This window comes from Bacillus sp. P4_D3, assembly GCF_056401855.1.
Genome location: NZ_JBFUIN010000149.1, coordinates 1 through 7217 on the forward strand (window position 1 = coordinate 1; position 7217 = coordinate 7217).

Sequence of the window (7217 nt, forward strand, 5' to 3'; positions counted from 1 at the left end):
AGTGTACTCTTCTCATCTACATATTCAGAACGAATTATATTTCGTTGCCATTCAATATGCTTATCAACATCTTTATTTTTTAATCCCCTTCGTAAAAGGTGAAATGTTTTTCTCATTAAGGTTCCTCATCCACTTCATTGATAATAATTATCAATTTCAATTATACCATTAGATTAATTGAAATTGATTATCAAAGTCAATAACTATTTTTAAAAAAATAGTTAAAATGTACAAGCTTGTCCGTTAGCTATTCATATACTATAAATGAGCATAGTTCTTTCTCAGCCCTCTCTGACGGAAGAAATAAAAGCAACTGCGATAGAGCGCAGTTGCCTTTTTTTATAATTTTCTATGATTTTAGTAACCTTATCGTTGTTTCTAAAAATAATTCTACTCCATAAATTAAAGCTGATTCATCTACATCAAATTTCGGATGATGATGTGGATAACAAGTATCAATATTTTTATTCCCTGTTCCTAATTTAATGAAACAACCAGGTGCTTTTCTTAAATACGCTGAAAAATCTTCTCCTCCCATAGAAGGTTCAAGATGCACAATACGCTGATTTCCGAACAATTTTATCGCACTTTTTTCTACTATTTTCGTAATGTACTCATTATTAACAACTGGATCATATCCGTAACGATACGTATATGTATAATCCCCTCCATGCGCTTTTGTAATTCCTTTCACAATTTGCTCAATTTTCTCTTTTGCTTCCTCTCTTAATCTTTGATTAAAAGATCGAACAGTTCCCATTAAAGATGCTTTGTTTGGAATGATATTATCGGCCATCCCCCCATGAAATTGTGTAACTGACACTACTCTGTGCATAAAAGCACTTGTATTTCTTGATACGATATGTTGTAAATTTGTAATAATTTGTGCTCCGATAGCAATAGGATCTATCGTTTCTTCTGGTCGTGCCGCATGACCACCCTTTCCTAAAATTTCAATTGTAAATACGTCTGGTGCTGCCATCATAGGGCCATATACAATTCCTACCTTCCCACTTTCTAATCCAGACATAACATGCAAACCTATTACATAATCGACGCCGTCCATAACACCGGCCTCCACCATTTCTTGTCCGCCACCGGGATACACTTCCTCTGCGTGTTGAAAGAACAGACGGATTTCGCCTGCAAAATCTTCCTTCATATTTGATAGCGCTTCTGCTGTACTTAACAAAATAGCTGCATGAGCATCATGCCCACATGCATGCATCATCCCTTTATTCACAGACGCATAAGATTTCCTTGTCTCCTCTTGAATTGGTAAAGCATCTATATCCGCTCGAATCGCAACTACTTTCCCTTGTTCCGTTCCTCTTTTAATTGCTAGTACACTGTACTTCGTTGGTCTCGTTACTTCAAAAGAAGAAAATGAGCATAATGTATCATATATAAATTGCGAAGTTTCTTTTTCATGAAACGATAATTCCGGATACTTATGGAAATGCCGTCTCCATTCCATAATATTTTCTTCTGAAATAAGACTCTTCCACACTCTATTCATGATAATTTCCTCCTTTTAAAAAGATCTAGTAATTTAAAGTTTGCTCAGTCTCTACCGATTAATAAAAAACAAATATTATATTTTCACGTATTCTTATAGTCCACTTTTATGTATTCACACAATCCACTTTCTATTTACATGTCAAACCCATTACAAATTCATGCTGAATGTAATATAATTGCTAAGTTAGGGATTTTCTTTTTTAGTATTTAGTGCTAATATCAGAAAAGAGCCTTTTGACTTATTTTTACCTAAAATGTGGGATTTTGTTTTTTTCACAATAATGTAGGACATGATACCTACAAAGAGCTATTATTTCATTAAGCGAGGGAAAGACATGGAAAGATTAAAAGAGATATGGTCTCAACCACTCACACAATGGGTTGCAAAGACGGTTTATTACCTTGCAATTTTATTTGCATTACTTTGGTTGTATGGATTCCATGATACAAACACAAGTACATTTATTTACAATGAATTCTAGGGTGGGAACGTTATGAAGTTATTAGAACAAATTGAAAAGTGGGCTGTAGAAACGCCTGATCAAACCGCTTTTGTTTGGCGAGATGCGAAAATTACGTACAAACAATTAAAGGAAGATTCTGATGCGTTAGCACATTGGATTTCTTCTGAGTATCCAGATGATCGTTCACCAATTATGGTTTATGGTCATATGCAACCTGAAATGATTATTAACTTTTTAGGTTGTGTAAAAGCTGGACATGCTTACATTCCTGTAGATTTATCTATCCCAGCTGATCGCGTACAACGTATCGCTGAAAATTCTGGTGCGAAATTACTTTTATCAGGAACAGAAGTAACTGTAACTGATTTACCAGTTCGCATCGTAAGTGAAGACAACTTAAAAGATATTTTCTTTACTCATAAAGGGAACATTCCAAATCCTGAACATGCGGTAAAAGGTGATGAGAACTTCTACATTATTTACACATCAGGAAGTACAGGTAATCCGAAAGGGGTTCAGATTACTTATAACTGTCTTGTTAGCTTTACAAAATGGGCTGTAGAAGATTTCAACTTACAAACAGGGCAAGTATTCTTAAACCAAGCACCTTTCTCATTCGATTTATCTGTAATGGATATTTACCCATCATTAGTAACAGGTGGTACACTTTGGGCAATCGATAAAGACATGATTGCACGTCCAAAAGACTTGTTTGCTTCTTTAGAGCAATCGGATATACAAGTATGGACTTCGACACCATCTTTCGCAGAAATGTGTTTAATGGAAGCCTCTTTCTCTGAAAGTATGCTACCAAACATGAAAACATTCTTATTCTGCGGTGAAGTGTTACCAAATGAAGTAGCTAGAAAATTAATTGAGCGGTTCCCGAAAGCAACAATTATGAATACGTACGGTCCTACAGAAGCTACTGTTGCTGTAACAGGTATTCACGTTACAGAAGAAGTGCTTGACCAATACAAATCACTTCCAGTTGGCTACTGTAAATCAGACTGTCGCCTTCTTATTATGAAAGAAGATGGTACAATTGCACCTGACGGTGAAAAAGGTGAAATCGTAATTGTCGGTCCAAGCGTAAGCGTTGGATATTTAGGAAGTCCTGAATTAACAGAAAAAGCATTTACTATGATTGACGGTGAGCGCGCCTATAAAACAGGCGATGCTGGCTATGTAGAAAATGGTCTTCTATTCTATAATGGTCGTCTTGATTTCCAAATTAAGCTTCATGGTTATCGAATGGAATTAGAAGAAATTGAGCATCACCTTCGTGCGTGTTCTTACGTAGAAGGAGCAGTTATTGTTCCAATTAAAAAAGGTGAGAAATACGATTATTTATTAGCGGTTGTTGTTCCTGGAGAACATTCATTTGAAAAAGAATTCAAATTAACATCTGCAATTAAAAAAGAACTCAATGAGCGATTACCAAACTACATGATTCCACGTAAATTCATGTATCAATCTTCTATTCCGATGACACCAAATGGAAAGGTAGATCGCAAAAAATTATTGAGTGAGGTTACAGCATGACCGCATATGGATCATTTTATTTTTTCGCTATAGTAGGCATTTTATTAATACCTACTATCATAGCTGGATTTAAAGGTAAAATGTTGCGTAAATATAATGCCTTTTTAACATTAGTAATGCTCGTTATTATCTTCTCTGATAAACCGAAGCAAGCAATCATGTTAGCCGCATTTATTATTTGGCAATATGTCCTTATTAAAGGCTATTTAATGTTAAGAAAACAAAATAATAGTACATTCACGTTTTGTATAGCTGTCATTTTATCGATTTTACCGCTTATTTTGGCAAAAATCGCACCGTTTGTACCTGAGCTAAAGTTTGTTGTATTTTTAGGAATGTCCTATGTAACATTTAGAGCAGTACAAATGGTATTTGAAGTTCGTGATAACTTAATTAAAGAACTTTCCTTCTTTAATTTTTGGGAATTCATTTTATTCTTCCCGGCTATCTCAACGGGACCTATCGATCGTTACCGCAGATTCCAAAAAGATATTCAAAAGCCACCTAGTGCAGAAGAATATCAAAATTTACTATATACAGGGCTAAACCGTATTTTCCAAGGTTTCTTGTATAAATTTATTATTGCTTACTTAATAAAGCAATATTTTATGGATCCGGCATTCGCTCAGCAAGATACAATCCTATCAAATATGATTTACATGTATAGCTATAGCTTATATTTATTCTTTGACTTTGCTGGTTATAGCTCATTTGTAATTGGTGTAAGTTATATGATGGGGATTAAAACTCCAGAAAACTTTAATAAACCATTCATTAGTCGTAACATTAAAGACTTCTGGAATCGCTGGCACATGAGTTTATCATTCTGGTTCCGTGACTTTATTTACATGCGTTTCGTCTTTTTCGCAACGAAGAAAAAGTTAATTAAAAACCGTTACACAATTTCGTATATCGGTGCATTTTTAAACTTTTTCATCATGGGAATATGGCATATTACTGGTGAGCATGTGTATCAATACATTATTTATGGTCTTTATCACGCTGCCTTGTTTATCTTATTCGATATTTTCGAACGAAAAAACAAGAAGCATAAGTTTTGGCCAAACAATAAATTTACACACGTCCTTGCGATTGTAATTACGTTCCACGTTGTATGTTTCGGTTTCCTTATTTTCTCTGGACACCTTAACAGATACTTTTAATGCACCCTTCTTATTCTATTAAGAAGTTGCACATATAATATATTCGGATATGAAGGAGATTTTAAAAATGGCAGAATTCAAAGAGCAAGTATTRGATATTTTAGAAGAAGTATGTGAAAACGATATTGTGAAAGAAAACTTAGATGTTCAATTATTTGAAGAAGGTATTCTTGATTCTTTCGCTGTAGTATCTTTATTAGTAGAATTCCAAGAGCGTTTAGAGATTGAAGTTTCTATTTCTGATTTTGACCGCGATGAGTGGGCTACACCAAATATGGTTATTAAAAAGTTGGAAGAAATCCGATGAACAAAGTAAAATTTGGTCCGATGCTTTTAGCATTGGCCCTTTTTGCTGTATTCTTACTTATTCCTACGCGCTTCCTACTCCCACTTTTAAGTGATGAGAAAGTAGAACAAGCTGCGACTTCTTTAAAAGAAGAAAAGATTCAAAGTATGATTTTACAGCAAAAGATGTTAGCAGACCCGAAATATCTTCCGATGTACGGTTCATCGGAATTCGCACGTATGGATGCTTTCCATCCATCGAATTATTTCAAAGTAAAGCCTGAAGGGTTCACACCATTCTTACTTGGACGCGGCGGAACACAAGACCTTGTACATGTATTAAACTTCGCATCTACAATGGATCAATTGAAAGATAAGAAAATGATATTCGTTCTTTCTCCGCAATGGTTTGTACCACAAGGTATTGATGAGACACATTTTGCACCTAACTTTTCAAAACAACAAGGTTACCACTTCATTTTCAACGATGATTTAAAACCTGAAATGAAAAAACAAATTGCAAAACGCTTATTAAACTTTGAGATTGTTAAAAAAGAAACTTTATTAAAAATTTCACTTGAAGGTATCGCCTACGATGATACAAAGTATAAAGTAAAAGCACTTGCTGCTAAACCTTTCGCTTATATTTATCGTAACATTCTAGATCGTAAAGATTTATTTACAGTTATGTTTAATATTAAGCCGCATAAAGAAAAGCTTGACCCATCATTGAAACAAATGAACTGGGAAGAAGCTCGTAAACATGCTGATCAAACAGGTGCAGTAGAATCAGGCTCTAACGAATACGGTATCGAAGATGATTACTTCAATAGCAAAATTAAGAAGAAATTAAAGCAACGTGAAGGTTACTTAAAAAATGATGCTTATGACCAATCACCAGAATATGAAGATTTACAAATTGTACTTGATTTATTAAAACAATCTGGCGCAAAACCGCTCTTCATTTCTGTTCCTGTAAAAGGTCCTTGGTATGATTACGCTGGCTTCCCGAAAGAAAAACGCGAATTATACTACAATAAAGTTCATGAGCAAATTAAGCAAGCTGGCTATCCAATTGCTGATTTCTCAAATCATGAATATGATAAGTACTTCTTAAAAGATCATATGCACTTAGGTTGGAAAGGCTGGGTTTACATCGACGAAGCTATCCAACAATTTTATAAAGCAAACTAACGAAAAGACCGCTTGAATTATTCAAGTGGTCTTTTTCTATATACACCTTGTAATTGTTCAATTACGTTCTCTGCTTCTTTCATGACACGTTTCACTACGTGCTGAGCTGATTCCGTTCGTGCTAATGATGATGCTTGTCCCGCCCAAAGCGACATATACTCTTCCTTATTTTGCTTCGCTGCTTCTTGACGTATTTTTGAAGTTAATACGTTTTGCACTGGATACATCGGTAAATTCTCTTCTCTTCCTTCATGTTTCTCTATAAATTCATTACGAATACCCCGTGCATATTTCCCGGAAAACGCACGGGTTACCGTTGTACTCGTATCTGTACTATGTAAAATCGCCTCTTTATACACGTCATGCGTAATACTTTCTTCACTCGTTAAAAAGGCTGATCCCATTTGAACAGCTTCTGCCCCTAACGCAAATGCCGCAACAAGCCCTTGCCCATTCATTACACCACCTGCTGCAACAATCGGGATATGAGGTACTTCCGCTACTAATTGCGGGATTAATGCAAATGTACCAATCATCGCATCTTGTTCTTTCCCAATAAACGTTCCTCTATGCCCTCCTGCCTCACTACCTTGCCCGACGATAATATCTACCCCTAACTTAGCAAGTGCTTTCGCTTCCGCTACATGGGTAGCTGTTCCGATAACTTTTATCCCTTCCTTTTTCAAATCATCTATTTCTTCTTTTTCTAACGTTTGAAATGCAAAACTAACGACTGGTACCTTTTCCTCTAATAATACTTGTAATTGTTCTTTATAGCTTTTTGGAAGTTTTAAAGTCTTTTCTTCTTCTATACCTAATTCTCTATTCACTCCACTAAGTAATACTTTCGCCTCGTTTACCTTCTCTTCTTCTATCTGTATCTCTTTCGTTAAAAGTAAATTAACACCGAAAGGCTTATTTGTTAGTTCCCTTATTTTATAAATCGCTTCACGGATTTGTTCTGGGCTCATATACCCTGCTCMAAGCGTACCTAACCCTCCGCTATTACTCACAGCTGCAACAAGTTCTGGCGTTGTAATAGCTC

The 7217-nt window shown here is 35.3% G+C and carries 7 protein-coding genes; 5 read left to right on the top strand and 2 right to left on the bottom strand.

Translation table 11 applies throughout. The annotated features are described in order from the left end of the window. Positions 1–349: 349 nt before the first annotated feature. On the bottom strand, positions 350–1519 hold the full coding sequence (locus AC1DTM_RS15140) for an amidohydrolase (protein ID WP_016104273.1): 1170 nt from the start codon (positions 1517–1519) through the stop codon (positions 350–352). 337 nt (positions 1520–1856) lie between these two features. Between AC1DTM_RS15140 and AC1DTM_RS15145 the strand changes: the two genes are divergently transcribed. From AC1DTM_RS15145 to dltD, 5 genes are all read left to right on the top strand, one after another. Beyond that, positions 1857–2003: a teichoic acid D-Ala incorporation-associated protein DltX gene (locus AC1DTM_RS15145; RefSeq protein ID WP_002011626.1), complete on the top strand. Its 147-nt coding sequence runs from the start codon at positions 1857–1859 to the stop codon at positions 2001–2003. Positions 2004–2015: 12 nt separating this feature from the next. After that, on the top strand, positions 2016–3530 hold the full coding sequence (gene dltA, locus AC1DTM_RS15150) for a D-alanine--poly(phosphoribitol) ligase subunit DltA (protein WP_002202674.1): 1515 nt from the start codon (positions 2016–2018) through the stop codon (positions 3528–3530). Further along, positions 3527–4693, top strand: coding sequence for a D-alanyl-lipoteichoic acid biosynthesis protein DltB (gene dltB, locus AC1DTM_RS15155; RefSeq protein ID WP_002158702.1), 1167 nt, complete (start codon positions 3527–3529; stop codon positions 4691–4693). The genes dltA and dltB overlap by 4 nt, the downstream gene beginning before the upstream one ends. Positions 4694–4760: 67 nt before the next feature. Further along, entirely contained in the window at positions 4761–5000 is a 240-nt protein-coding gene (gene dltC / locus AC1DTM_RS15160; RefSeq protein ID WP_002011622.1) for a D-alanine--poly(phosphoribitol) ligase subunit DltC, read from the top strand. Further along, a complete protein-coding gene (gene dltD, locus AC1DTM_RS15165) occupies positions 4997–6172 on the top strand; it encodes a D-alanyl-lipoteichoic acid biosynthesis protein DltD (protein ID WP_002158703.1) in 1176 nt (391 codons plus the stop codon). Before dltC ends, dltD begins: the two co-directional genes overlap by 4 nt. 17 nt (positions 6173–6189) lie before the next feature. Here the strand turns inward: dltD and AC1DTM_RS15170 are convergent. Further along, positions 6190–7217: NAD(P)H-dependent flavin oxidoreductase (locus AC1DTM_RS15170; RefSeq protein ID WP_477000433.1), on the bottom strand; the 1028-nt coding region annotated here is incomplete at its 5' end.

Bases quoted from the DNA above. Each gene is read 5' to 3' on its own strand.
- dltA (WP_002202674.1), top strand. From the start codon at position 2,016: ATGAAGTTATTAGAACAAATTGAAAAGTGGGCTGTAGAAACGCCTGAT.
- dltD (WP_002158703.1), top strand. From the start codon at position 4,997: ATGAACAAAGTAAAATTTGGTCCGATGCTTTTAGCATTGGCCCTTTTT.
- AC1DTM_RS15140 (WP_016104273.1), bottom strand. From the start codon at position 1,519: ATGAATAGAGTGTGGAAGAGTCTTATTTCAGAAGAAAATATTATGGAA.
- AC1DTM_RS15145 (WP_002011626.1), top strand. From the start codon at position 1,857: ATGGAAAGATTAAAAGAGATATGGTCTCAACCACTCACACAATGGGTT.
- dltB (WP_002158702.1), top strand. From the start codon at position 3,527: ATGACCGCATATGGATCATTTTATTTTTTCGCTATAGTAGGCATTTTA.